At 60.8% G+C, this 24,721-nt stretch carries 19 protein-coding genes; 15 read left to right on the forward strand and 4 right to left on the reverse strand.

The window, feature by feature from the left end; all coding sequences use genetic code 11:
• Window positions 1–2 precede the first annotated feature (2 nt).
• From QO014_RS03520 to QO014_RS03530, 3 genes are all read right to left on the reverse strand, one after another.
• Window positions 3–1,094: an alginate lyase family protein gene (locus QO014_RS03520; protein WP_266347253.1), complete on the reverse strand. Its 1,092-nt coding sequence runs from the start codon at window positions 1,092–1,094 to the stop codon at window positions 3–5.
• A gap of 90 nt (window positions 1,095–1,184) precedes the next feature.
• Window positions 1,185–2,039: a glycosyltransferase family 2 protein gene (locus QO014_RS03525; protein ID WP_266347254.1), complete on the reverse strand. Its 855-nt coding sequence runs from the start codon at window positions 2,037–2,039 to the stop codon at window positions 1,185–1,187.
• 172 nt (window positions 2,040–2,211) lie between these two features.
• Complete coding sequence (locus tag QO014_RS03530) at window positions 2,212–3,714, reverse strand: SGNH/GDSL hydrolase family protein (RefSeq protein ID WP_266347255.1); 1,503 nt, start codon at window positions 3,712–3,714, stop codon at window positions 2,212–2,214.
• 217 nt (window positions 3,715–3,931) lie between these two features.
• On the opposite strand from QO014_RS03530, the gene QO014_RS03535 reads away from it, so the two are divergent.
• The 11 genes from QO014_RS03535 to QO014_RS03585 all read left to right on the forward strand — a co-directional run bounded on the left by QO014_RS03535 (window position 3,932) and on the right by QO014_RS03585 (window position 15,886).
• Entirely contained in the window at window positions 3,932–5,104 is a 1,173-nt protein-coding gene (locus QO014_RS03535) for an acyltransferase family protein (protein ID WP_266347256.1), read from the forward strand.
• Between the two features lie 83 nt (window positions 5,105–5,187).
• On the forward strand, window positions 5,188–5,709 hold the full coding sequence (locus tag QO014_RS03540) for an acyltransferase (RefSeq protein ID WP_266347257.1): 522 nt from the start codon (window positions 5,188–5,190) through the stop codon (window positions 5,707–5,709).
• A gap of 11 nt (window positions 5,710–5,720) precedes the next feature.
• Complete coding sequence (locus QO014_RS03545; protein WP_266347258.1) at window positions 5,721–6,998, forward strand: polysaccharide biosynthesis protein; 1,278 nt, start codon at window positions 5,721–5,723, stop codon at window positions 6,996–6,998.
• 62 nt (window positions 6,999–7,060) lie between these two features.
• Window positions 7,061–7,690 (forward strand): SGNH/GDSL hydrolase family protein, encoded by a 630-nt coding sequence (locus QO014_RS03550; RefSeq protein ID WP_266347259.1) that lies wholly within the window; start codon window positions 7,061–7,063, stop codon window positions 7,688–7,690.
• A 13-nt stretch (window positions 7,691–7,703) separates the two neighbouring features.
• Window positions 7,704–8,495 carry a polysaccharide deacetylase family protein gene (locus QO014_RS03555; RefSeq protein WP_266347260.1) on the forward strand — a complete coding sequence of 264 codons (792 nt, stop codon included), beginning with the start codon at window positions 7,704–7,706 and terminating at the stop codon, window positions 8,493–8,495.
• Between the two features lie 316 nt (window positions 8,496–8,811).
• Window positions 8,812–9,825, forward strand: coding sequence for an acyltransferase family protein (locus QO014_RS03560; RefSeq protein ID WP_266347261.1), 1,014 nt, complete (start codon window positions 8,812–8,814; stop codon window positions 9,823–9,825).
• Between the two features lie 66 nt (window positions 9,826–9,891).
• Complete coding sequence (locus QO014_RS03565) at window positions 9,892–11,373, forward strand: SGNH/GDSL hydrolase family protein (RefSeq protein WP_266347262.1); 1,482 nt, start codon at window positions 9,892–9,894, stop codon at window positions 11,371–11,373.
• 46 nt (window positions 11,374–11,419) lie between these two features.
• Window positions 11,420–12,001: a serine O-acetyltransferase gene (locus QO014_RS03570; protein ID WP_266347263.1), complete on the forward strand. Its 582-nt coding sequence runs from the start codon at window positions 11,420–11,422 to the stop codon at window positions 11,999–12,001.
• A gap of 172 nt (window positions 12,002–12,173) precedes the next feature.
• Window positions 12,174–13,262, forward strand: coding sequence for an O-antigen ligase family protein (locus QO014_RS03575; protein ID WP_266347264.1), 1,089 nt, complete (start codon window positions 12,174–12,176; stop codon window positions 13,260–13,262).
• The gene (locus QO014_RS03580) at window positions 13,259–14,377 is read left to right on the forward strand and encodes an acyltransferase family protein (protein WP_266347265.1); all 1,119 of its coding nucleotides are present in this window, start codon (window positions 13,259–13,261) and stop codon (window positions 14,375–14,377) included. The genes QO014_RS03575 and QO014_RS03580 overlap by 4 nt, the downstream gene beginning before the upstream one ends.
• A 96-nt stretch (window positions 14,378–14,473) precedes the next feature.
• On the forward strand, window positions 14,474–15,886 hold the full coding sequence (locus tag QO014_RS03585; RefSeq protein WP_266347266.1) for an SGNH/GDSL hydrolase family protein: 1,413 nt from the start codon (window positions 14,474–14,476) through the stop codon (window positions 15,884–15,886).
• Between the two features lie 170 nt (window positions 15,887–16,056).
• On the opposite strand, the gene QO014_RS03590 is transcribed toward QO014_RS03585, so the two are convergent.
• On the reverse strand, window positions 16,057–17,319 hold the full coding sequence (locus tag QO014_RS03590) for a nucleotide sugar dehydrogenase (protein WP_266347267.1): 1,263 nt from the start codon (window positions 17,317–17,319) through the stop codon (window positions 16,057–16,059).
• Window positions 17,320–17,861: 542 nt separating this feature from the next.
• On the opposite strand from QO014_RS03590, the gene QO014_RS03595 reads away from it, so the two are divergent.
• The 4 genes from QO014_RS03595 (at window position 17,862) to QO014_RS03610 (ending at window position 24,482) form a co-directional block, all read left to right on the forward strand.
• Window positions 17,862–19,190 carry a UDP-glucose dehydrogenase family protein gene (locus QO014_RS03595; protein WP_266347268.1) on the forward strand — a complete coding sequence of 443 codons (1,329 nt, stop codon included), beginning with the start codon at window positions 17,862–17,864 and terminating at the stop codon, window positions 19,188–19,190.
• 357 nt (window positions 19,191–19,547) lie between these two features.
• Window positions 19,548–20,708: an efflux RND transporter periplasmic adaptor subunit gene (locus QO014_RS03600; RefSeq protein WP_266347269.1), complete on the forward strand. Its 1,161-nt coding sequence runs from the start codon at window positions 19,548–19,550 to the stop codon at window positions 20,706–20,708.
• Window positions 20,709–20,763: 55 nt separating this feature from the next.
• Window positions 20,764–23,925, forward strand: a complete 3,162-nt coding sequence (locus QO014_RS03605; RefSeq protein WP_266347270.1) for an efflux RND transporter permease subunit — start codon at window positions 20,764–20,766, stop codon at window positions 23,923–23,925.
• Window positions 23,926–24,035: 110 nt separating this feature from the next.
• Window positions 24,036–24,482 (forward strand): hypothetical protein, encoded by a 447-nt coding sequence (locus tag QO014_RS03610; RefSeq protein WP_266347271.1) that lies wholly within the window; start codon window positions 24,036–24,038, stop codon window positions 24,480–24,482.
• The last annotated feature ends 239 nt before the right edge of the window (window positions 24,483–24,721 follow it).

Raw genomic sequence — 24,721 nt, forward strand, 5'->3', positions numbered from 1 at the left:
AATCAGGGCGTGGAAACAGGCGCGGCGGGGACGGGTCCGTAAAAGCGCGTCTGAAGCGGGCCGACCGTCCGGGCGTATTGGCGCATCTTGATTGCCAGTTCGGGGTCGTTGACCTCGATCGTGGGCAGGATCACGTCGATCCAGACCAGTTCGTCCCTGACCCCCTGCATGAGCTGCTTTTGCGCCATCTTTGCCTCGAAGGCAGCGGGATCCGTGTTCGCATCCAGGGTAAAGCGGACGAGACGCAGCAGATCATCCATCTGGGCGTCCGACAGTTCATAACCGGTCTCGTTGGCGATGCTGACCAAGCCAGCGATCGGCAGCACTGCGAAGTTCATGTAGTGGAGCGCACGCTCGCCGCGTGCCATTTCCCGAGGCAGTGCGCCATCGTCGTCGACCGCGTCGAGCGCCCGATCCAACTCCTTCATGCCGGCCTGGAGCAGGCGACTGTCGCCCGTCAGGACGCCGACGCGCGCCTGTGCCAGGCCGGCCCAATGGCTGTGGTTGGCGACCTGTTTTTTCCACGCAGGCTTCTTCGGCGAGCGGAGGAATTCACTGTGGATGGACCAGGCGAGTTTCTTCAGCCATTGAATGACATCGCGATATTGCTCCGAGGCCGTATCGATATCCGGCGTCTGCCGTAGCGCGGACGTGATCGCGACGACAGCCCAGGCCTGCAGCATCGCCGCCTGCCTTTGCCCGACATCGTCATTCCGCTTGATGCCGCGGGTGAGCGCATTCGTCCGAGCCCAACCATCCAACTGGCGCAACAGACATGAAGTGCTCGGCGGCGGAGCACTCGCTGAGCCATTTGCAGCCGACGCGACAGCCCCGAATTGGACGACAAACTTGAGCAGATCGTCAAAGTCCCGCGTACGCTTGATATAGAGATCGTACTTGTCCGGATCGATCGTCGATTGTGAGCTCGTGTTCGCGTAGAACGACGCCAGATGCGAAACGTCCACCATCGGCGGGATGAGGCTCGGGCAATCGGCGGAATTGGGCTTCGATGTCGCGGCCTGCGCGACAGGTATGGCCAGCAGCGCATAGAGCGCCAGCGCACCCAGTCTACCGAAGCAGCGGCGCCCTACCATTCTTCGTTCCACATCAAATCTGGCGAACCTTGATCTTCGATCATGGCCGGTCTCTGCCCATCCTCATAGTCGTCGCGATATGCAATCCGACTATCGGAAAGGGGAGGGCGGAAGTGGCTTGTGCCCGGCGATATTGGCGCTGAGGAGCCTGGATGCCGGCATCTCGCCCTTCAGCGAGAGTGCGCCGCCGACCGCGATCTTGCGCACATATTCGAAGGCAATGCCGAAGTCGGCCAATGCGTGCCGCCGCAGCGCCAGGAGCGATCCGCGATAGTACTTCGCGCGCAGCGAACGGTCTTTGTCGCGGTGGCCGACGATTTCTGCATCGAGAAAGGCTGTGCGGCGGGAAACAAGGAAGGCGCGCAGGGCATATTCTATATCCTCGCCGCCATTGTTGCGCGTGCCCACGCCGAGATCCTCATCGAACGAACCAATGGCGATGGCGACCGACCCACGCAGAAATATGGTGTTCGAGGATGCGTTGCGCACGACATCGCGCACCTTGGCCGGACGGGTTTGACCAGCCACGGCCGCGAACGCCAACGGCTTGGTCGAATAGCTGCAGAAGAAGAAATCGAGCGGCTCTGCGCCACTGAAACGCGCCTGGATGCCGGCGAGAAGTCCGCTCGGATACCAGCAGTCATCGTCAGGAAACGCGATCAGGGCATCGGGCTCGACGAGCCCGCGCGAGAAGGCTGCACGAAGCAGGATGTTGCGCGCCGCCGACAGCGATATGATGGATCCATGGAGGATCGGAACGACGAAATCGGGAAGGGCCGGCACTGTCGCGAACTGCTCATCGGTGCAGTTCTGAATGAGCAGCAGAAGGGTTATGTCCCCGAGAGCCCCGGAGCCTTTTTGCTCGCCAATTGACGCGACCATTCTTGACAGCACGTCGGGAAGGCCATCCCTGAAAATGCTGGTCGTCAGAAGAACCGTGTTCATTGCGCGCTCGCCTGTGCCGATGCGTTGATCTCTAGAGCAGCGGACCGAAAAGTGAAATCCGACTCTCGGGTCGATTCGATGCGAAAACAAAGAGATAGATCACCTCTTTGCGTCCGGTAGGACAGATGGCGATCCACTCTTCGCGGAACCTGAAGCACCAAACTGTCTCTCATCATTTTTGTGCGCGCATCAGGCCGTCCCCCTCGATGGCGGGAAATTTCGCGATGGCCTTGCTGAGAGCCAGTGCTGCCATCGCATGTGCCTGTTCGGCGGGATGCGTTCCATCGGGCGTCGTAGCAGTCTCCGATGTCGCGAAGGGGGGAGGCCATAGGCCACTCATGGCCCCGAGCGCACCGTAGAGATCGAAGAAATAGTCGCCCGTCTCAGGCGAGGGCGCCTGACCGGCATAGACGCCGCGACGGAGCACATAGTCGCGCCACGCATAGCGCGCGCCATCTGGCCAGCGATCATCCGGTGTCCTGGGTGTCTGGCTGGCCGGTGTCAGCCATCCGTCAGTCGAATCCGTTCGGGGCGGGTAGGTGGTTCGTATGATCTTGGCGTGGGCGGCGGCATGGGTGCGCAGATAGGCCGTATGCGCGGTGATCAAACCGAGCAGACTGCCGGGCTGCCCTGCCGCGCCGAACCCGATCGAACCGAGGTCATTGTTACCACTATCGGTCAGGATGACGTCGGCCCGGCGAATCCAGCGGGCGCGTATCGCAAAGGCATCATAGTCGAGCACGTAGCGCATGTTCGTGCCGGAGACCGAGAGGTCGAAATATGAAAAACCGGCCGCGTTGAGCGCACGCTTGGCGAAGCACAATGCGCCATCGGCGTCGCCATCGTCGACGGCTTCCGAAATGATGCTGTCGCCATCAACCATGAAGACGGGGCGTCGATCGGTTGTCTTGCCCCATATGAAGGAGGGACTGAGCAAGACCGAGGCGACAGAGGGGAAATATGACCAGTCTGCTTCGAAAACGGCGTTGAACGGCGTGGTCTGGAAGATGACGGCGTCACCGAGATCCGGCCGGCTACGGAACGTGAGGGGGCGCAGCGTGCCCTCTGCCCGGTAATCCTCGGTCTGGACGAAGAAGCGTTCGCCGGCGGCCAGGCTCACGCCTTTGATCGGGTCTGAGCGGATGATCGCGCCCGGGGGCACCGATATCCAACTGCCGTCTTCGCCGATCTCGCCGCCCGCCGACCGGAAGGCGGGGTCGGCGCCCATGCGGTGCCAGGTGACTTGGGTCAGTGTCGTCTGCGGCTGCTTTGAATCGGTTCCCGTAATGCCCGTCAGGATCGAAGCCCGCAACCGCGTCGCTTCGCAAGAGCGTTCGGGGGACTGGCCGGAATAGGTCGATGGACCTGTATTGAGAACGAGGCCATTCCAATATTCGAGCGAAATCCCGCTCAGCGGAACATTGGTCTTGTGCGCCGTGCGAAAGGTCATGGCGCGGTTCTTGTTCACGGCGCTGGACCGCGTGTTGATTCGCGCTCTGACCGATCCCGACGCGATTCGGGCCGCGCTCGCATGATCGGCGCCGAACGTGGTGTCTGCGCTCGGCTGCGTCGCATTTTGCAGCGTCGCGGCGAGGAGCGGGGAGGCGGGCAGGGCGGCGGCAAGCGGAACGCCAGCCGCGAGGCTGCGCAAAACCGCACGACGAGAGATCGGCATTGACGGGATCGGCTCCTCGCTCCTGATGAGGACATCGCGCCACAGCATGTAGCGCATATTCGCGTGCGCTGCGGCAACGCATTGTGCTTTGCGATATCGGAAAGTAAAGTCACCAGGCAAATTCATGGTTGAAAGTGTCGTCTCCGCGGCCACGCTAACGGTATCCTAAGGCGCGGTCGATCCGATTGATTGGTTCGCTCTTCCGAAGGCATGCTCGATGAACGACCAGAGGATTCCCCTACCCCCGTCGGATGAGCCGCGGCGCGGATACCTGCGAGGCCTGGACGGCCTGCGCTTCGCTGCTGTCATAATCGTCGTGCTCGGCCATTTTCGGCTTTCGACCGCGATCCCTGGTGGCTTTGGAGTCACCATCTTTTTCGCGATCAGCGGCTTCCTCATATCGCGCCTGTTGCTGGCGGAGGAGACAAGAACCGGAGAGATCGCCCTCGGCCCGTTCTTCGCGCGTCGCTTCATCCGCCTCATTCCGCCGCTGATCATCATGTTCGCCGTGACGCTGCCAATCTACTGGCTCGTCGATCCCGGCTCGATTAATGTCGCGCAACTCCTGCTGGCGCTCTTCTATTTGGGCAATTTCTTCACGCTGGGCCAGGTCGTGGGCCTGCTCCCCGACGGCGGCGTGCACGGCTATGGCGTACTCTGGTCGCTTGCTGTCGAGGAGCACTTCTATCTGTTTTTTCCGCTGTTTCTCGTCTTCGTGCGGAATTTCAACACCCGCCTCTGGGCCCTGTGTTCAATCATCTTCGGAAGTCTGGTATTGCGGCTCATCATCTATGCGGCGATGCCTATGGCCGACGACGTGAACTACTATTTCACCTTCACGCGCTTGGATTCCATTGCTTGGGGCTGCCTTCTCACCCTGATGCTCGTCGATCCACGCATGAGGCAGGGCCTGCGGCCATTGCGGGGGCTGGGCGGTTTCGCCTTCGCCGTAGCGCTTCTTCTCGGCGGTATTGCGTTCCGCAACGACTTCTTCCAGGAGACTTTTCGCTACTCGCTGCACGGGTTGGGCATGTTCTTGCTCTTGAACGCGTTCGTCTTCGGCACCGCGACGAACGGTCTGATGTGGATCGCGGAATGGAAGCCCGTACGCTGGGGCGGACGTACCAGCTACGAGATTTACCTCTGGCACACCCACATCTATTTCTTCACCAGTCTCGTGATCGAGCCCTACTGGATCCGCCTGCCGGTGGCCCTGATCATTACGGGGCTCGTGTCACATTTCGCCTACCAACTCACCATGGCTGGGACGCGGGGGGTCGCCGCCCGGTTTGGCAGTCAGCGCGTCGAGGATGTTCGCAAGGAGCTCGGTGACGAGCCGGGTGCCCTTGCGCCGAATATAGTCGCCAGGCCAACCGCAACGGCAAGTTAGCCAATTCAATAGCGAGTCGGGTCCGGATCTCCATAGAACCAGCAGGATCGGTCGCGATACGCAGTCAGTTATACGGGGAATAGATGGCCAGTCGTAGTCTGAATAAGTTGCTCTGGTTGAGAAATATCATAGTGAAGTGTAAGTATTACTACTACACGAAGCTGTGGGGAATGGACATTCATCCGACGGCAACCTATTCGTTGAGTGTAAAATTCGACAAGACATATCCGAAGGGTGTTCACATCGGCGAATATTCATATATCGCGTTTGATGTGGCGATCCTAGCGCATGACAGGACACGCGGGCTTTATCGCGACACGCGGATTGGCAAGAACTGCTTCATCGGGGCGCGGAGCATCATTCTTCCCGGTGTCGAGATCGGCGATGATTGCGTGATCGGTTCCGGCAGCGTGGTCACCAAGAACATTCCGGCGCGCTGCATCGCCGCCGGCAATCCGGCGCGCATCATTCGCGAGAATATCGAAGTCGGGCGCTACGGTCGCTTCCCCTTCGCCGACACTCCGGAATCCCAGCGCGCCGTAACCCGGAAGCCGGGTACGGCCTCGCTGCAATCGTCGACACCTCCTGCCGATCCAGTCAACTGAGGGGGCGTCCAGTGCAGGGCACGGCTACGTTAACCTCAAGCCGCTTACAGTTCTGGCGTCGAAAAGGGGGGAGCTTGCCCCGCCCCATTGTTCGCATTCTGGCCTTTGCCGATCAGGGCTTTATATCGCTCGCGAATTTCGTGATCACCGTGGCTCTCGCGCGCATCTATCCGCCGCACGACTTCGCGGGCTACGGCATCGGCCTCGCGGTGGCGCTGACCGTAGGCGGGGCCTACAGAACGTCGTTCGCGGTGCCCACGGCGCTTCTTTCCGAGCGTCGGTTCTGGCGCCGCGTCCGTGGTCTTGCCGGGCTTCATCTGGCGCTGATTGTCGCGATGTCGGCGATCTTTGCGATCGGTGTCGTTTGTTCATTCATCTTCTCGCAGGACGACCTGACCCAGGCGATCGCGCTCAGTATCTTCGCGACATTCCCGCTCTATCTGTCGCTCGACAATGACCGGGTGCTGTCCTTCCGCTCGGCCGGACCGCTCGTCCCCGCTTTGCTGTCCATTACGTTTTTCTTCGTCTCGGTGCTGCTGGCCGGCGCAGCGTGGCTCGTCAAGATTCCTTTTCCCGCGGTCATGATCGCCTTCGGACTGTTCGCGATCGGCAAGACGGCCGTCGTGTGCTTCCTGCCGGGCGCGCCGGATTTCCGTCATGCGCTTCTTGTGATGGCGGAGCGCATCAAGAATACGGTCGGCTGGGTCACCGTCGGCACGATGGCATCGGCCGGCTACAGCCACGTCCCACTTTGGATCCTGTCGACGCTCGCCGCGCCTATACATGCCGCCGCCTATGCCGCTATGCGCAGCCCGCTGCAGCCGATGCAGATCGTTGTGCGCAGCCTCGACGTCGTGGACAAGATCACATTCGGCAAGATCGACCCCAGCGACCGTGCCGCGCGGCGACGCCATGCGTGGCGGACCTATTTCATCTATCTCGGTGTCGCCATCGTCTTCATGCTGTTCGCCTGGGCCTTTGCCTACCAGCTGGTGCATCTGGTGCTCGGCGATACCTATCTGCCGTTCGTGAGCACGCTGCGGATCTGGGCTGTCGTCTTCGTGCTGGTGACGACCAGCAATTCGCTCGAGACAGTCATCTACGAGAACCGCCGCTACAAGGCTTATGCGATGGCTCAGATCGCCGGCGGCATCGTGGCTATTGCAGCCGCCTTTCCGCTGTCTATGGCCTATCAGGAGGCTGGAGCGTCGTTCTCCTGCTTCATCGGCTCGCTGATCCCCTATGGATGGCTGCTATGGACGTTCAACAGGGACCTGAAGCATCAATGAGAAGAAAGCCGCTCGGTGGCCGGCTCTTCGGCTGTCTTGCGCTGTGTTGGCTTGGTCTCATCATGACTTTGTCGCCTGCGAACGCCGCGCCGACCGACGCCGAATCGCCGGCGCACGACAGCGCGCGGCCGCTCTCCGTGCTGTTCCTCGGAACCAGCTTGACGCTTCGTGGTGGCTGGACGGAGCCGGTTGAAGCCGCACTCGCCCGCTGCCTCAATCGGCCAGTCGTCACACGGACGATCGCGCTCTCGGGCGCCAACTCGGACTGGGGTATCGAACAACTGCCGCTCGTGCTCGACTTCCACCCCGATCTGGTTACGATCGAGTTCTCGATGAATGATGCGGCGCTTCAGCGCGGGATGTCGCTGACGCGCAGTCTCGACAATGTCGAGACGATGATTCAGCGGATCCGAGGCGAGGGAGGTGATCGTCGGATCATTCTCATGGCCATGAACCCCGTCGCGGGGCTGCGTGGATGGGCTCGCCCCCGGCTCGACAGCTATTATGATGCGTACGGTGCTCTTTCGGCCAGCAAGAGCGTGGAATTTGTGGATTTCAGGCCCGATTGGCTCGCCCTGGCTGATGCGCGCGACGCCGCAATTCCTGATGGCGTGCACCCGACGACCGAGGCGGGCGCGCGCATTGTCGCCCCGAAGCTCGTGCGCGCCATAGCGGGTCGAGACTGCCAATAGCCGGGGCGCGGCAATGGAGCATTTGAAGCCGGTGACACAGCTGAGGTTTGCGCGAATCGCGGTTGTCGCCTTTCTCTTTGCGTGCGCGCATGTCGCGTCGCCAAAGGCCGCCACATGCGGCGAGGACGCGTTGGGCACGGAGCGCGTCATCAATCTGGACGAGATCGATGGCGGCAAGTTCGGTTCGATTCAGTATGCTTCATTGCCGCTCGAAGATCGGGAAGTCGTCCTGACCTTCGATGACGGCCCGCGGGCGGAGACGACGCGCGAAGTCCTGGCGGCGCTCCGCGAGCAATGTGTGCGGGCCACGTTCTTCCTGCTCGGGAATCGAATCGAGCGTGAGCCCACCATGGTGGCCGAGATCCTGGCGCAGGGTCATAGCGTCGGCACTCACACCTATTCCCATCCAGACCTCACCCATCTCGATGGGGCGGCTGCCATGGCCGAAGTCGGGAAGGGGTGGGATCCTCTGGTGGCCAATCTGCCCCCCGATATGGACAGCTCGAAGGTGCGGATGTTCCGCGCGCCGAATTTCGGATCGACCGATGAACTGGACGAGGCGCTGCGGGAGCAGGGATTCTTCCTGATCAGCGCTGATGTGACGGCCCAGGATTTCGACGATCCGTCGGCCTTGTCAGTGGTCAATCGACTGCTCGACAAGCTCGCGCGCGTACGCAGGGGAATTGTGCTCATGCACGACATCAAGCCGGTCACTGCGCGCATGCTTCCGCTATTCCTCTCCGAACTCAAGCTGCGCGGTTTCAAGGTCGTTCAAATTGACATTGCGGGCGAGCAGCCCGGATAGAGCCGGCAGCACTCGTTGGGCAGGCGACCCTGCGCACCAACAATTTCCCGTGATCAGCGATCGCGGCGCCATTCCAACGACGCGAACTGGCCGCGGCCTGTGCGCGCGGCGGGTGATAACGGCTTGACGCGGGTGCCTCGTTTGGATTCAATCGCAGTGCAGCATGCATTGTGCAAGTGCGACGTAGGGTTCGTTGCATCCGAGCTATAATGAGGCACGAGATGCCAACTATGGAAAAATGCGACCGTCCGGTATCCTTCGGCAGGTCGCCTTATGTACCATCCGCCATGCGCGATCACATTCCGACGGGGTTCTGATGTCTGCTGCTGCCGAGGGTCACCGCTCCAGGGAACGCCTGCTCGACATTGAGCGTGGCAAGGGGCTCGGCATCATGCTGGTGGTGTATGGCCATCTGTTGATGTATGGAACGCTGGGGGAGCAGCTATGGTATGCTGCCTCGAAATCGGCAGTCTATCTGTTCCATATGCCGTTCTTCATGTATTTGAGCGGCTTCATTTACTTCTATACGGCGGGCCATAAGCGCTTCGGCAGCGGATATCCACAATATGTGGCGCGCCGCGCCGATCGGCTTCTTGTTCCGTTCCTCGCCATGCTGGTTCTGGTGGTCACCGGCAAATATATCGCATCGAGATATACTTACGTCGATGCCGGTGTGGCGAGTTATTGGGAAGGGTATCGGGACGCTGTATTCAATACGGAATATAGCCCGGTCCTTTCGATCTGGTACATTTTCGTTCTGTTTGTCTACAGCATTGCCGTTCCGGTGCTCTGGCGTCTGGCGGGGGCCCGGGTTCTTATCCTCGTTGCCCTCGGCTTCATATTATACTTCACGCCTGCGACGACCGATTTCTATATCTACAGGATTTTCCACTATTTCATATTCTTCGTGATGGGGGGCTTGGCCTTCCTCTACAAGGATGTCGCGTTGGCCGCCTATCGAAAGTACCTGCCGCTGTGGCTGGTCCTCTTTGCCGCCAGCCTGTTTCTCAATCGCGACTGGTATCCTGCCGTCCTGATCAGTGGATTGCTTTCGATACCCGCCTTGCATGGGCTGGTACGACTCGACCTTTTCAGTAAGGATCGTATCCTTCTGTATCTGGGCGCCAATTCGATGGTTATATATCTATTTAATACGATATTTATCGGTGTGGCCAAAGCAATTTATATAAAAATACTTCCCTATGATGGCATCTATTTTGTATTCTTTATGCTTGTTTTGTTTCTGTGTGGCCTTCTGCTCCCGCTTGTTGTCAAGAATGTGATGGAGCGCTTAGCTGTAGCGCGACCCTTGTTGAGATATGTTACCTGATGTTGATGGGTTTCGTTCACGGACGTTCGGTCATCATTCGGGTAGCTTAAGTCGGAGCCGGTTGCGATGAACCGCCGTGAATTCATGTTCTTGACCGGAGGCGCGTTTGGCGGCGTGCTTCTTGGCGTTGCGGGCGCGCGGTACGAAGCGCTTGCGAAATTCGTCAGAGGCAGGGAGGCGCCGGTCGCCACCGCTCAGCCGCGGCCCGCCGAGGGCCTGCTGCCTGCGGGTAGCCGCGTCCTCTTCATTGGCGACAGTATATTCGCGAGCAACAATACCGCGACCTATAATGGCCGGTTCGAGAGTCTCTCCCACAATGCGAATGGCGAGATCGTGTGGGCCTGGATGCAGGATCCGCGCTTTCATCTGGACGTCTGGAATGTACCCGAGGGGCGGGTCACCAACCCCGACTACAAGTTCGATGGCGCCAATCAGGGCGTGAACGGCTCGCGCGTGACACGGCTCGCGGACGAAAAAGAGATCGCCCATATCCGCGAGTTGGATCCCGATCTCGTGATCGTCGGCTTTGGCGCGAATGATATTCCATCCAAGACCAGTGCGGGCACCTTCACGAGCTATGTCAAGGCCTTCTGCGACATGATGGTGAATGTCGACGGCCGCCGCGTCGTGGTCGGCACGGTTCGGCCGCATGTGCGCAGCGGGGCAGGGCAGGACAATTACAACTACCCTGAAGGCGACCCGCGCTGGGCCGTACATTTCGCGATCAATGACTTCATCACGAAGCAGCTTCCGCTTCTCTACAAGCCGGGCCAAGTGAAAGCTTGGGATTCGTTTTCAGCTCTGGCTGATCCGAACTCGTATCGCGGCGGTGAATTCCTGCCGGGACTTCATCGTGATGGCGTTCACCTGACGGATGTCGCGGCGTACCGTTCCGGCAGGAACCTGATGCCGGTATTGGGGTCCATGATTCAACCCGGGCTGTTTTTTGACGTCGATCCGGCAGCGTCGAACCTGTTGCCAAACGGGACGCTTGAAGGTGGCGGCGGCAAGATCCAAGGCCCCGTCATTGGTTCTCTGCCGTATGGATGCTCGCTGTCCCGCACGGCCGGCGATGGCGGTGTGGCCAAGATCAGCCGTGAACACGATCCGGAGTTCGGCAGGGACAAGCTGGTTATCTCGCTGTCGAGCAATGCCGGCGCCGCCCCGCAGGAGTTCCGCTTGCTGTTTCATGATGACGTCAGCATTTCGATTGACGATGCCGGTGGCCGGGATGTGCAACTCTTCGTGCCGGTGGAAATCGACAGCTATAGCGGCTTCATCGGCGTGACGAGTTTCATCGCCGATGACCAGTATGAGCATTTCACAGAAGGTCTGCGGCCATACGACAAATCCAAGCCGGTTTGGCATGGCGAGGCGATATCCGCTTGGGTCATCACGCCGGCCTTGCGGTTGCCCGAGGGCGCCAAGGGGATTCGCGCAGGAATTTCTATTCGGTTCGCCGCGGGCGAGGGCAGTTCTGTCGTGAAAATCCGGCCCAATGTCATTGCGCGCGTCGTTGCCAACCCGCGATTGACGGTCCAGTCATGATGGTTGTTGCGGCGTTCAGCATGTCAGATTTCGGGACATATTGGTTGTGACTGTGCAGACTGGCCCAGGTGCTTTCCGTAGACAGGCCGAACCGGCGCAGTCTATCGGCTATTTCGGCCTCCTCGCCGAGGACTATCGAAGCTATAAGGAGCGCCTGTTGGCCCAGGGGTTCTGGGCGATCCGAATCCATCGGTTCGGCACAATGGCGCGGCACGTCAGATTTGCGCCGCTGCGCATCGTCCTGAAGATCATTCATCGCATCTTCTCGAAGCTGTCTCAGATATTCTTCGGCATCTATATCGGCGCGAACGCGCAGGTTGGCCGGCGCTGCATTATCGAGCATTTCGGGGAGATTATCGTTCACAGCGAAGCGGTGATCGGCGACGATGTGAGATTGCGTCAGGGCGTGACCATCGGCAATCGCAGCGAAGAGGCTCCTCTGGACGTTCCGGTTATTGGCAACCGGGTCAATATTGGCGCGGGTGCCAAGATATTGGGTCCCATCTCAATCGGCGACGACGTCGATATCGGCGCCAACGCCGTTGTCCTGACGGACGTGCCTTCGGGTTCGATTGCGGTCGGCGTACCGGCCAGGATCAAGCCAAAAAAGCCGAAGCAGACTGGCTGATGGCCCGACAAGCGCGCTTGATCCCGACGAGCAACACGCCTGCTCCATCCCCGTCCGATGAGGGGACAAGCGCATGAACTTTCGCGTCATCCTGCTGCTGGCCTATGGCGTTATTCTTCTGAATACGGGCTTCGTGCTCCGCATTTCGGGCGCGAATGCCTATGAGAAGGGCTTGCTGCTCTTCGCATCGATCGCTTTCGTCATGACGCGGCCGCGCGTGGGCTACATGCTCGGTGCTCTCGCACTCATGATTCTGACCACGTTCATTTCGGCGTTGATGACCCGGTATCCGGCATTCAACTGGTCTGTCTACATCATGTCGCTGAACCAGATCGTGGTGCCGATGCTGTTCTTGTCGGCGCGCCCGACGATCGTCGACCGCGACTTCGTGCTCCGTATGGCGAGTTGGGTGCCCATCACATGCGCTGTGCTGGGTCTGCTCTATCAAGCGGCGGGCATCCGGAATGTCTTTGGCTATGAGTATGGATCGGGCCTGCCGCGCTTCCAGGGCAGTCTCATTCCTGCGCTTTTCGCGGGCTTCACGCTGTCCGGATCCGTGGCTGCGATGAAATATGCGCATCTTGTCAATCGACGCTATCTTTGGCTGGCCTGCATCAACATCGTCCTGCTGGTCCTCAGTGGATCGCGCGTGCCTACGGCGATAGCGCTGGTTCTGTGCGCATTCATCTTCTACACAAACTTCAACGGTCAGCGCCGTCTCAAGGTCATGGGCACAATCATTGCCGGCGTCGGCATGGTCATTCTGCTCAGTACGGTCGGGTCCGGGATCATCGAGCGCTTCTCGCAGAACGGCCTCAGCGGCCGTGACGTGATGTGGTCCTATCTCGAGATCGTCCTGGCGCAATATAGCGACTTCGGGATCGGTTTCGGGCACCAGATGTCGGCCGTTCCGCGCGAGGTTCTGATCGTCACAGGATCGACCGCAGCTCATAATGATTATCTGCGACTGGCACTCGAACTCGGCTATGGCGGCGCTATTGCCTTCTACGCGCTCTTCATGGGTTCGGTGCTGCTGCTCTGGAATTCGCATTACCAGCGCCGTGATCCACTCATGCTCATGGGTGCCATCAGCTTCTTCATACTCTCCCTGACGGATAACGCGCTCGCGGCGCCGTCGCATTTTCCGCTGCTGCTCATTACCACCTATTCGACGGCCAAGTTCGGCCAGAGCGCTGAGACGCGGCGTCGCCCTGCGGGCATGCAGGGTCCGGGACTTCGCCCATTACGGGGATATGCATGATCGCTCGCCAGAGGATCCACTCGCTCGACGGATTGCGCGGCGTTCTGGCGCTGTTTGTTTGCATCTATCACCTGACGAACTCGTTTCCCGAGTTCAAGCAGACATTGCGCGGCTGGACCGCGCTTCTCGACCAGGGATGGGTGGCCGTCGACGTCTTCTTCGTCTTGAGCGGCTTTGTCATGTGCTACGTCTACGAGAAAGACTTTCGCGATGGCGTGAACTGGCCCAAATGGCTGAACTTCATGTTGGCACGCGTCGCTCGTCTCTATCCGGTGCACCTCGCAACCTTCGCCATCCTGTTCCTGTTCCTGATTCCGTTCATCTATAATACGCCCCGTTTCCTGGACGATGCCGGCCGATATTCGTGGAGTTCGGCGATCGCGTCCATCTTCATGCTGCAGGGGCCCTGGGTCGATCATCGGACCTGGAACTATCCGTCCTGGTCGATCAGCGTCGAATGGCACCTCTATGTGCTCTTTCCGTTCATGCTGGTTCTCATCCGGAACCGAATGGCCTGCTTCGGCGTGGTGCTCGGCGGGACGATCCTCGTACTCATTGTCTATCTCACGGGCTTCGGCGCCGAGGCGGTCGTTACAGGAGGCGATTGGGAACCCTACCCGACAAACGGCCCCGTAGCGTTGTTGCGCGGCTTGCTGTTGTTCAGCGCAGGCATCGCCGTCTACGGCATACGCGACATAGCGGGGCCGGCTCTCAACATCGTCGCTCTTCCGGTCGTGTTCGGCTTTGTCGGGCTGTTGCTGTTCGAGCCGACGGCGCCGTTTTCCGTCTTGCTCGTCCCTGTCCTGATCCTGTGCGTCATGACGAACCCACTGGTCTCGGATGGTTTGTCGGGCCGGATACAACTCTTCCTAGGCAAGATCTCCTACAGCCTCTATATGACTCATGCCTTGGTCCAGATCATTTTCGTCAATCGCGTAAAAGACTATCTGCAGGCGGGCGGAGGTGTCCCGTCCGATCTGGCGATTACGGTCGTCATTCTCGCCGGCGTCGCTCTGTCGATAGTCTTTGGCTATCTGATGTATCGCTATGTCGAGCTCGGGGGACGCCAATTCGTCAGGCGTTTGATCGACCGATCGGCGCTTGCATCCGCCTGAGTGGCATTTCCTGCCGGAATGACCTCGAATGGTCGCAAATGCCTGCTCTTCTGAGTGGTGATGCACCTACGCTCAAATCCGACGAAGGGAAGACATATGAATCGCCGCGAATTCCTGGTCGGCCTGACTGCGCTTGGCGCCATCGCTGCGCCGTTTCCGCTGCAGGGCTTCCTCGCTCGTGCGGCCAGCGAGGCGAGCGCGACGCCGCTGCCTGCCGGTGCCAAATTGCTCTTCATCGGCGACAGCATCTTCGCGGCCGCGACCACATCCTATCTCGGCGATCGCGGCGACTATCTCTCCCACAATGCGGCTGGGGAGATTGTCTGGGCCTGGATGACGGATCCGCGCTTCCGCCTCGACATATGGACGACCGAGGCGGGCCGCGTCGAGGTGCCGGCGATCAAGGACGATGGTGCCAACCAGGGCATTCCGGGCACGACAGGCTACCGGCTCAATGGCGCTAAGGAAATCGCACGCATTCGCGAACTGGACCCGGACGTTGTCGTCATCGGGTTTGGCGCGAATGACCTGGCGATGGGCATGCCGCCACAGTATTTCAAGCGCAACTTCACCTCGTTCTGTCGCCAGATGATCGAAGTCGACAAGCGTAAGGTCGTCATCGCCCTGATCCGCCCGCACGTCACCAGTGGCGCCGCACAGCCGAAATACAATTATCCCCCCGAGGACCCGCGCTGGCAGACCCATGCCGATCTCAACGCATGGTTCAGCGGGGAGTTGAAGGCGACCTATCCCGGATCGCTTGAGATCTGGGACACCGAGACCCCGCTCTCCGATCCGAAGGCGGACCGACCCGGCATATTCCTGCCGTCTGCGACGCGCGACGGCATTCATCTGACCGATTACGGCGCCTATCTCTCGGCTGGCACCCTTCTTCCGATCCTCCAATCAATGATCGCGCCTGGGACTTTCTTCGATACGAACCCAGCAATTGACAACCTTTTGCCCAATCCGTCTCTGGAGGGAAATGCGGGGACTGCGGGGCCTGGCGCCTCCGGCACAATTCCGGACAAGACCCGCATTGGGCGTGAGATCGGCAAGTTTGGTTCCGTCGCTGTCGAGGCCGGCCCATCGCCAGGTGTCACGCTGAGTGTGGGCGCTGAGCCCGGAGAGGACGAGGTTCAGGAGGTCCGCTTCTGGCTCCATGGCGATCGTTCGCTGCCGATCGAGGATGCTGGCGGCCGATTCGTGCAACTCTACGTCCCCATTGAGGTCGAGCGCTCGGCGAGCATAGTCGGCGTTACGGCATTTCTAGCCGACGACAGTGCGCGCAACCGCGTCGAGGGGCTCAAGTCCTCCGCTCGCGATACATCGAACTGGAGTGAGCGCGACTTCAAGGGTTGGCTGATTACGCCGGCGCTGCGGTTGCCTGATGGGGCGAAGGGCGTTCGGGCCTCAGTGAACATACGCTTCGCGGCCGACGGATCGCGCTCGAAGATCCATATCGGCGATGGGGCCATCCTGCGCTACGTCCCAGCGCCACCCGTCTGACCGGCCTGCCGGAGAACTTGGCGACGGCCCCATTGTTCGGCGGCAATAGCAGGTGCAACGGCCACACCTTCTTCCAGGTCTCCAAATCGAAGGCCGCGATCGACAAGCGAATTCGGATGTCGATCGCAGCCTTGTTTTGGTCGAGCAGGGTGGCTCCCGTCTGGATTGACTTATTGGATCGCGCTGACATCGACGATGTTGGTCGAGGCGAGCGTCAATTGCTTGGCGCGGCCATTCGTGTCGATCACGACGTCGTACGTGCCCGCCTCGGCCGTATCCTTGTCGACGAGCAAGTCGCTGATCGAGGGCAGGTTCATATAGGTGTAGCCGAGATTGGCACCGGTCATCTTGGTTGGGTCGATAGCCGGATCATAGATGTCGAGATCGAATCCCTCCGTCAGGAGCTTGCGCGCCATGTCGAGATTGGGGCTCTCGCGGAGATCGTCGCTGTCCGGCTTGAAGGCGAGGCCCAGCATCAGGACCTTGGCGCCCGGCTTCAGGCCCTTCGTCGAATGCTCGAACAGGAAGCGCTTGTGCGCCTCGTTCGATTTGAGCAACGAATCGATCAGAAACGCGTAGCCGCCGACATCCTCGGAGATGTAGCTGAGCGCGCGGACGTCCTTCGGCAGGCAGGATCCGCCGAACGGGCCACCCGGACGCAGATAGTAGGGCGAGATGTTCAGTTTGGTGTCCGAGATGAAGATCTCGTGGACCTTCTTCGCGCTGATACCGAGCTTGGCGCAAACGCGGCCGATCTCATTGGCAAACGTCACCTTGACCGCATGGAAGCTGTTGTCGACGAACTTGGTGACTTCGGCCTCGCGGAACTGCGTGTAGAACACCGGGGCCGTCAGGTTCTTGTAAAGCTCGTCCATATTCGCGGAAGGCAGGCCATCATGGGTGCCGATCACGATCTTGGGCGGATTGAAATAGTCCCGGATCGCAACGGATTCACGCAGGAATTCGGGATTATAGACGAGCTCGACCGCGCCGATCTTGTCCTTCAGGAAGGTCTTGAAGATCGGCGTGATCAGCTCTTCGATCGTGCCGGGACGGAACGTGCTGCGGAATGCCACCGTGAGCGGCTTCGCGCGCGAAGTATCGAGCTGTGACGCAATCTGGCGCGTCACTTCCGCGATATAGGACATGTTGTGCGAGCCGTCGGCGCCGCTTGGCGTGCCGACGCAGATCATCGCGATATCGCAATCGTCCAACTGGTTCTCGATGCGCTGCGTGAGGATCAGTCGACCCTCGGCAATTCCAAGCGCCAGCAATTCATCGAGGCCGGGCTCGTAGATCGGCGACTTGCCCGAGTTGATCGTGCGGATCTTGTCCTCGTTCGGCTCCACACCGACGATCGTGTGGCCCTCCTTGATAAGGCAGCCCGCTGCCGTCAGACCGACGTACCCAAGACCTAAGATACCGATCTTCATATGACGATTTTCCACTTCAATCCAGGTTTTCGATCAGTCTACGGTAACACAAACCGTGACGGTGATATCATCATAGTCGCGTTTCAGCCACTATGAGAAATATGCGCAGTAGAATTTGATATGTCTGGAAAGACAATTTGCATAAATACTTGGCTAATCGCATATGCGAGCCCGAGCTATGCAATCGACTTGCCTGTTGACAACGGTATTCTTGTCCACTCCGACATGCGGGCCTTATCGAAAGCGGTCTGGCAGGCGACGAAATACCATCATCCACACAGGCGCGAAATCAATATAGCTGAAGTATATTGCAGTGCAATAAGACTTTGGCGCTGCGAGTTCAGCCCGCGGCGGCGGTGCAGCGGGGCCACACCGCGCCATGCCTTTGGCCGGCACTGATCGAGGCGCCGTCGGGAAATCGACCTGGGCGTGGGCGCATCGGGGCTGGCGCCCATTCGCCCGAACTTCGAGGCCGGGGGGCGGCCCTATACAAAAGCGCCTTGGGCCGATAGGTGTTTGCCGCCCGTTTCCAAGGTGGTGCCATGAAGATAGCAATGATCGGTTCAGGCTATGTCGGACTGGTTTCCGGAGCCTGCCTGGCTGATTTCGGCCATGAGGTCGTCTGTATCGACAAGAGTTCGGTCAAGATCGATGCGCTGAAGCGCATGGAGATGCCGATCTTCGAGCCGGGCCTCGAGGATCTCGTGGCCGCCAATGTGCGGGCGGGGCGATTGTCCTTCACGACGGAGCTTTCGGCGCCCGTGGCAGAGGCCGATGTCGTCTTCATCGCGGTCGGCACGCCGTCGCGGCGCGGCGATGGGCACGCCGATTTATCCTATGTCTATGGCGCGGCGCGCGAGATCGCCATGGCTATTCGGGGCTTCACGGTGGTGGTCACGAAGTCGACCGTCCCCGTCGGCACAGGCGACGAGGTGGAGCGGATTATTCGGGAGGCCAATCCCGATGCCGATGTCGTCGCGGTGTCGAATCCCGAATTCCTGCGCGAGGGCGCGGCGATCGCCGACTTCAAACGCCCCGACAGGATCGTGATCGGGATCGAGGACGAGCGGGCGAGGGAGCCGATGACGGAAGTCTATCGGCCGCTTTTCCTCAACCAGTCGCCGCTTATGTTTACGGCCCGGCGCACCTCCGAACTGATCAAATATGCGGCCAACGCGTTCCTGGCGACGAAGATAACCTTCATCAATGAGATCGCGGATCTCTGCGAGAAGGTCGGTGCCAATGTCCAGGACGTCGCACGCGGCATCGGCCTCGATAATCGGATCGGCAGCAAGTTCCTCAACGCCGGACCTGGCTATGGCGGTTCTTGCTTTCCGAAGGATACGCTGGCGCTTGTGAAGACCGGCCACGACCATGGCAGCCCGCTGCGCCTCGTCGAGACGACGGTTGCGGTCAACGAGCAGCGCAAACGCGCGATGGCGCGTAAGGTATTTGCGGCCTGTGGCGGCGATGTGCGCGGAAAGTCGATCGCAATTCTCGGGCTCACCTTCAAGCCGAACACAGACGACATGCGCGAGGCGCCCTCGTTGGCGATCATCCAGGCGCTTCAGGACGGCGGGGCGATCGTTCGGGCTTACGATCCCGAAGGTATGGAGCAGGCGGGGCTATTGTTGGAGGGCGTCCAATATGGGCAAGGCCCTTATGACATAGCCGAAGGCGCCGACGCCCTGGTGCTCTTAACGGAGTGGGACGCCTTCAGGGCGCTGGATTTCGTCCGTTTGAAAACGCTGATGGCTGCCCCGGTGTTTGTCGACCTGCGCAACGTCTACCGCCGTGAACAGATCGAACGCCATGGTTTCCATTATCTGAGCGTCGGCAGACCTGGCGAGGACTTGGCCGCCGCCGTCTGAGGCGGCATTGGCCGGCACCGGCCCGCCGTCTTCCCATCCCACCCGCCATGAGTCCTTAACAGTCGCTGGACTATATTTCGCCGCTTGGCGAGGGCTGGCTGGGCCGGTCGCGAAAAAACGTGGCTTTTCTGCCCGGCCGTCGTCCAACCGGCGGGCGGCACGCGTTGGACTGTGTGTTGGACGTTGTTTGATCTTGCGGATTGTTTCAATGTGGCTTGACTGAGGCACGGCTGCGGCTGCAGTTCGTGTCGGCCGCGATCGGCTGTCTGCGTCAGGATTACGTTACCGGGGGCTGTTTTCGTGCTTAGGCCAGGACTTCAAATGATCAAGGGGCTCGGTTTCTCTCGGACCTCCGGCATGCTGTCGGTTTGCGTCGTCGGTGCTGCCGGTCTTCTGCTCGCCGGCTGCAACGAGAAGAACGCCTATGTTGCGCCGCCGCCATCCAAGGTGACCGTGGCGCAGCCGATCCAGCAGCCTGTCACGCTCTATATGGAGCTCACCGGCAATACCGCTGCGGTCAACCAGGTTGATCTGCAGGCGCGCGTCGCCGGCTTCCTCGAATCGATCAACTACAAGGATGGCCAGGCGGTCAAAACCGGCGATCTGCTGTTCGGCATCCAGCGCGACACCTATCAGGCGCAGCTTGACCAGGCGACCGCGAGCCTCCAGTCGGCCCAGGCCGACCAGGAAAACAAGCAGATCCAGTACGACCGCCAGAACACGCTGGTGCAGCAGCAGGTTGCGTCCGTCGCCAAGGCTGATGACGCCAAGGCCGCGCTCGACCAGGCGATCGCCTCTGTCTCCGAGGCCAAGGCCAATGTCGAGGTCGCCCAGATCAATCTCGGCTACACCAGCGTCCAGGCGCCGTTCGACGGCGTGGTGACGAACCATCTCGTCGATGTCGGCGCGCTCGTCGGCTATTCGGGCCCGACCAAACTCGCCACCATCGTCCAGGTCGACCCGATCTACACCTATTTCACGGTGAGCGAGCGGCAGGTGCTCCTGATCAAGCAGGCGCTCTCCAAGACGGGCAGGACGCTGCAGGATATCCATCAGATCCCGGTAGAGATCGGTCTCGAGACGGAAGATGGCTATCCGCACCAGGGCGTCATCGATTATGTCGCGCCCAATGTCGACCAGAACACGGGAACGCTCGAGGTTCGCGGCGTCTTCGACAACAAGGCGCGGCTGCTGATCCCGGGCCTGTTCGCGCGGGTGCGCGTGCCGTTGCAGAAGAAGGACGATGCCGTGCTGGTCCCTGATACGGCCATCGCGACGAGCCAGGCCGGCAGCTATGTCCTCGTGGTCAACAAGGACAATGAAGTCGAGCAGCGCGTCGTGACGGTTGGCCAGCTCGACGGTCAGCAGCGCGTGATCGAGACCGGCCTGACGATCGACGACAAGGTCATCATCGGCGGCAACCAGCGTGCCGTTCCGGGCAACAAGGTCGATCCCACAGTCGTGAGCATGACCGCCAACGCCGCCGCTGCGCCGGCAGCGCCGTCGGCCAGCCCGTAGGGGCTGGCTCGAAGCGAACGTCGCAGATAGCGGTCAAAGGGCAGGCGGGTTTCCAATGTTCTCACGGTTCTTCATCGAGCGTCCGGTTCTCTCCAACGTGATGGCGCTCGTGATCGTCCTGCTCGGTGCAGTGGCGCTCTACACGCTTCCGGTTTCGCAATATCCCAATGTCGTGCCGCCGACTGTCCAGGTCACGACGAGCTATCCGGGCGCCAGCGCCAAGACTGTGATGGACTCGATCGCGCTGCCGATCGAGCAGCAGGTCAACGGCGTCGAAGGCATGATCTACATGCAGTCGACCAGCGCCAGCGACGGCAGCTACACGCTGACGGTGACATTCGACATCGGAACCGACCCGAATTTCGCGCAGGTTCTGGTGCAGAACCGCGTATCGATCGCGCTCGCCTCGCTGCCGCAGGCCGTGCAGGTGCAGGGCGTCAACGTCCAGAAGATGTCGACGGCCGTCCTGCAGTTCATCACGCTGTCCTCGCCGGACAATCGCTATGACGGCCTGTTCCTCTCCAACTATGCCGTCATCAACCTCCAGAACGAGCTCGAGCGCCTGCCCGGCGTCGGCAGCGTCACCGTCTTCGGCGCCGGCCCTTATGCGATGCGCGTCTGGATGGATCCGGAGAAGCTGCAGTCCTACGGCCTGGTGCCGAGCGATGTGGTCAGCGCGATCCAGCAGCAGAGCCAGGAAGTCACGGCCGGCATGACCGGCATGCCGCCGGCTCCCAATGGCCTCAATTTCCAGTACACGGTCAACATCAACGGCCGTTTCGACAATCCGGCCGATTTTGAGAACATCATCGTCAAGGTCGACAACCAGAACGGCGGCCGCCAGATCCGTGTCAAGGATATCGGCCGTGTCGAGCTGGGTTCGCAGAGCTACAGCCATACCGCGACGTATAATGGCGCGCCGTCGGCGGCCATCGGCATCTACCAGCTGCCGGAGGCGAACGCGCTCGCGGTTGCGACCGAAGTGCGCGCCAAGATGGTCGAGCTCGCCAAGGCATTCCCGCCGGGCCTGACCTATAGCGTTCCTTTCGACACGACGGAGTTCGTGAAGGCGTCGATCGACGAGGTCTACAAGACGCTCATCGAGGCGGCGATCCTGGTGCTGATCGTCATCCTTGTCTTCTTGCAGGATTGGCGCGCCATGCTGGTGCCGGCGACAACGGTGCCGGTCACGATCATCGGCGCGTTTGCCGCGATGTCGGCGCTCGGATTCAGCGTCAATACGGCGACGCTTTTCGCCATCGTGCTGGCGATCGGCATCGTCGTCGACGACGCCATCGTCATCGTCGAGGGCGTATCCCGCCATATGGAAGCCGGATTGAGCAGCCGCGAGGCTGCCGTCAAGGCGATGAGCGAGCTGTTCGGCCCGATCATCGGTATCACGCTCGTGCTGATGGCGGTGTTCCTGCCGGCGGCGGCGCTGCCGGGCCTGACAGGGCAGATGTACAAGCAGTTCGCGCTCGTGATCGCTGCGACAGCGGTGATATCCGCGATCAATGCGGCGACGCTGAAGCCGACACAGTGCGCGCTTTGGCTCCGCGTACCGACGCCGCCTGAGAAGCGGAATATCCTCTTCCGCGGCTTCAACCATGTCTATGACTGGTGCGAACATCACTATGCCCGGCTGATCAAGCGCATGGTGGCGGTCAGCTATCTGATGGTTGCCATTGCTCTGGTGTTGATCTGCGTTGCGTTTTGGGGGATGAGCCGAATCCCGACGGCGTTCCTGCCGGTCGAGGATCAGGGCTACGTCGTCGTGGCCGTCCAATTGCCGGTCGGATCGTCGCTCCAGCGCACCGACAGGGCCGTGGCCGAGGTATCGAAGATCGCGCTCGCGACGCCCGGCGTCGCCAATGTCGTCGGCGTGTCCGGCGTCTCGGTGCTCGACAACAACGCGACCTTGTTCAATGCAGGCATGGTCTACGTGATCTTCAAGGACTGGTCGGCACGCGGCAAGACGGAGAGCCTGCGCCAGATCTATGTGAACATGACGAAGGCGCTGAACGATATGCCGGACGCGACGGGCTTCGTTCTCGTGCCGCCGCCAATCCAGGGCATCGGCAATTCAGGCGGCTTCACCATGGAGCTTCTGGTCAAGGATGGCAGCTCCGATTTCCACCAGCTCGAGGCGACGGCGCGGCAGGTGATCGCCAATGCCGACACGCAATCCGGGTTGCAGCGCGTGAACACCAGCTTCAGCGCCTCAACGCCGCAGTTCCAGCTCGCGATCAACCGCGTCCTGGCGGAAAACCTCGGCGTTTCGGTGGGTCAGGTGTTCTCGACCATCGAGGCCTATCTGGGGTCGACCTACGTCAATCAGTTCAACAAGTTCAACAACGTCTTCCAGGTCTATGTGCAGGCTGATCCGGACCATCGCCTGCAGCCATCGGACATCTTGAAGCTCAAGGTGAAGACCGCCGCCGGAGAAATGGTGCCGCTCGGCTCGCTCGTCGCGGTCAGCATGGTCGACGGCCCGCCGCTGATCACGCTCTATAATCTCTATCCCGCTGCCACGCTGTCCGGTGGCCCGGCGCCGGGCTTCAGCTCGGGTCAGGCGATGCAGCTGATGGGGCAGATCGCCAACGAGACGCTGCCGCCCGGCTATGGCTATGCCTGGACCGCGATGTCCTACCAGGAGCAGATCGTGGGCAACCAGATCTACTTCGTCTTCGCGCTGGCGATCGTGTTGGTCTATTTTGTCCTGGCCGGCCAGTATGAGAGCTGGATCCTGCCGTTCGCGGTTCTGCTTGCCGTGCCGCTGGCTTTGCTCGGCACCGTGATCGCGCTGACGTCGCTTGGGCTCAGCAACAATCTCTATACGCAGATCGGCATCATTCTATTGATCGCGCTCGCGGCGAAAAATGCGATCCTGATCGTCGAATATGCGCGCGAAAAACGGCAGGAAGGCATGGAGATCGCCGATGCGGCCGTCGAGGCGGCCCGGCTGCGTTTCCGCCCGATCCTGATGACGTCCTTCGCATTCATTCTCGGCGTGCTGCCGCTGGTGTTCGCGACGGGTGCCGGCGCCAGCTCGCGCGCATCGATCGGCATCGCCGTGGTCAGCGGCATGCTGGCCTCGACCTGCCTGGCGGTGCTGTTCGTGCCGTCCTTCTTCGCGGTGCTGCAGCGTCTCGACGAGCGCAAGGCGCCGAAGGCAAAACCGGCAGCACCCGCGCCCGCGGTGACTGCGGCGGAGTAGTTTGGCGCGGCCGGCGTGTGAATCGCCGGCCGCGTTCACAAAATGGAACAAGGCGACCCGTGACATGCGGTGGCCCAACGGGCCACCGGGCGGGCAGGGGAGGAACGGCGATGTCTCGGCTTCGTTATGCGGCAGCGGTTTCGGCGGCGACGATCGGTCTGGTGCTGGTTGGCGCGTCGACCGGCTTTGCACAGACCTCGCAGAGCCAGACCGAGCAGATGGAGAAGGATCTCGGCATGGACGCGACGCCCGACCAGGGCGCGCTGTCATTCGTCGACGACATCTCCACGCTCGAAGAGTGCCAGAGCGGATGCCGCGCCGTCATCAACCAGATGCTGAAGAAGTACAAGGGCGGCGTCAAAGCAGGCGGCAACGCCAAGCTCGGTGCTGATGACATCACCCAACTCGGCGCCGCGCTCGCCGTTGCGGCCGCGACGCTCAGCAAGGACGAAGCGGCGTCGGTCGAAAAACAGGTCAGTGCGGAGCTGGGCCCGGAAGCGGACACAGCCTACAGCGCGGCCTATGCCGCCGCCGTGGCGCCTTACGCACCGAAATAGTCGCCCTCCATCGGGTGGCGTTCCGGCATCTGCTGGCCCCGTCCTGAGCCTCAGGCCGCTGAGCCGATGATTCCCGTCTCGAACGGCCAAGCTGCGGCCTTGTTCACGCGACGGCCAATCGATGGCAGCGCCGGCATTGCCAGATGCCGTGCTCCGCCGGTGCAGATGACGGCTATCGAATCCGTCGCACCATGCCGCGCCCGAGGCGCTTGCAAGACGCCGGCTCTCCTGTTCCGATA

This window comes from Kaistia dalseonensis (assembly GCF_030814715.1).
GTDB classification, from domain to species: domain Bacteria; phylum Pseudomonadota; class Alphaproteobacteria; order Rhizobiales; family Kaistiaceae; genus Kaistia; species Kaistia dalseonensis.

What these genes read in the sequence shown, in the direction of transcription:
- QO014_RS03585 (WP_266347266.1), top strand. Translation starts at nt 14,474, where the DNA reads ATGAATCGCCGCGAATTCCTGGTCGGCCTGACTGCGCTTGGCGCCATC.
- QO014_RS03565 (WP_266347262.1), top strand. Translation starts at nt 9,892, where the DNA reads ATGAACCGCCGTGAATTCATGTTCTTGACCGGAGGCGCGTTTGGCGGC.
- QO014_RS03520 (WP_266347253.1), bottom strand. Translation starts at nt 1,094, where the DNA reads ATGGTAGGGCGCCGCTGCTTCGGTAGACTGGGTGCGCTGGCGCTCTAT.
- QO014_RS03610 (WP_266347271.1), top strand. Translation starts at nt 24,036, where the DNA reads ATGTCTCGGCTTCGTTATGCGGCAGCGGTTTCGGCGGCGACGATCGGT.
- QO014_RS03525 (WP_266347254.1), bottom strand. Translation starts at nt 2,039, where the DNA reads ATGAACACGGTTCTTCTGACGACCAGCATTTTCAGGGATGGCCTTCCC.
- QO014_RS03580 (WP_266347265.1), top strand. Translation starts at nt 13,259, where the DNA reads ATGATCGCTCGCCAGAGGATCCACTCGCTCGACGGATTGCGCGGCGTT.
- QO014_RS03535 (WP_266347256.1), top strand. Translation starts at nt 3,932, where the DNA reads ATGAACGACCAGAGGATTCCCCTACCCCCGTCGGATGAGCCGCGGCGC.
- QO014_RS03540 (WP_266347257.1), top strand. Translation starts at nt 5,188, where the DNA reads ATGGCCAGTCGTAGTCTGAATAAGTTGCTCTGGTTGAGAAATATCATA.
- QO014_RS03530 (WP_266347255.1), bottom strand. Translation starts at nt 3,714, where the DNA reads ATGCCGATCTCTCGTCGTGCGGTTTTGCGCAGCCTCGCGGCTGGCGTT.
- QO014_RS03605 (WP_266347270.1), top strand. Translation starts at nt 20,764, where the DNA reads ATGTTCTCACGGTTCTTCATCGAGCGTCCGGTTCTCTCCAACGTGATG.
- QO014_RS03550 (WP_266347259.1), top strand. Translation starts at nt 7,061, where the DNA reads ATGACTTTGTCGCCTGCGAACGCCGCGCCGACCGACGCCGAATCGCCG.
- QO014_RS03590 (WP_266347267.1), bottom strand. Translation starts at nt 17,319, where the DNA reads ATGAAGATCGGTATCTTAGGTCTTGGGTACGTCGGTCTGACGGCAGCG.
- QO014_RS03600 (WP_266347269.1), top strand. Translation starts at nt 19,548, where the DNA reads ATGCTGTCGGTTTGCGTCGTCGGTGCTGCCGGTCTTCTGCTCGCCGGC.
- QO014_RS03560 (WP_266347261.1), top strand. Translation starts at nt 8,812, where the DNA reads ATGTCTGCTGCTGCCGAGGGTCACCGCTCCAGGGAACGCCTGCTCGAC.
- QO014_RS03595 (WP_266347268.1), top strand. Translation starts at nt 17,862, where the DNA reads ATGAAGATAGCAATGATCGGTTCAGGCTATGTCGGACTGGTTTCCGGA.
- QO014_RS03555 (WP_266347260.1), top strand. Translation starts at nt 7,704, where the DNA reads ATGGAGCATTTGAAGCCGGTGACACAGCTGAGGTTTGCGCGAATCGCG.